At 63.1% G+C, this 777-nt stretch carries 1 protein-coding gene and 1 pseudogene; both read right to left on the reverse strand.

The annotated features are described in order from the left end of the window. A pseudogene (locus HMPREF0372_RS19995) lies at window positions 1–275 on the reverse strand (hypothetical protein); the annotation flags it as partial. Next, the coding region (locus HMPREF0372_RS05135; protein ID WP_007489540.1) for a hypothetical protein at window positions 272–777 on the reverse strand (506 nt) is incomplete at its 5' end. The gene HMPREF0372_RS05135 and the pseudogene HMPREF0372_RS19995, both read right to left, overlap by 4 nt.

The raw sequence follows: 777 nt of genomic DNA on the forward strand, positions 1-777 counted from the left end.
TCAAAGCTGTCCAGCCGCCGGGCCAGGTAGTCCAGCTCGTCCAGATTGGCGCCCACCTTCTCCAGGCGTTTAAGGATGGGGAAGCCGCTCTCCAGCTCGTCCACCCGGCAGTCCCGTTTCAGGCGGGCTCCCAGCTCCATAGCGGCTAGAAGTTCCAGGGTGCGCTCATATTCCATGACGGGGATGGGGAAGGGGATGGTCACTTGGCCATACTCCGGGTGCGCCGCGTTGCTCAGGACACAGCGCAGCACCGGCTGTCTGTTCTGTGTGGTCACATCTGCTGCCCTCCCATCTCCGGCCCCTGGCGAGACACGTAATCCTCCAGCGGCCTGGGGTTCTCCTCCCCATACAGGTCATAGACCATATCGTCCACCGCCTTGCGCACCGCCGGGGCATCCGTCAGGGTCTCAAAGAGGAAGCCGGTCCCATCCTTTGTGGGCAGCTCCTCCCGGATGGTCCGGAGGTAATCCTGCGGGGCTGTAAACTCCATGTGTTCGCCGTTGGCAAAGGACACCCGGCCCACCGGCCTGTCCAGTGTCTGCTGGCGCAGGTCATAGCAGTAAAGATAGCACTGGTATTCCCCGGGGCTGGTGGTACAGCGAAGGCAGAAGCGGTAGCTGCCCATCTCTGCCAGATACCCATAGCTCAGGCCGTCCTCCGTGATAGCCCCGCCGTTCTGGCGGCAGAATCTGTCCATAGAGGGCAGGTCCCTCAGCGGCCCGTCCGTCCGCATAGCGTCCACGAACTGCTGCAGGGCCTCCTTGAACTCCGGCGTGT

It is taken from the genome of Flavonifractor plautii ATCC 29863 (assembly GCF_000239295.1).
Taxonomy (GTDB): Bacteria; Bacillota; Clostridia; order Oscillospirales; family Oscillospiraceae; genus Flavonifractor; species Flavonifractor plautii.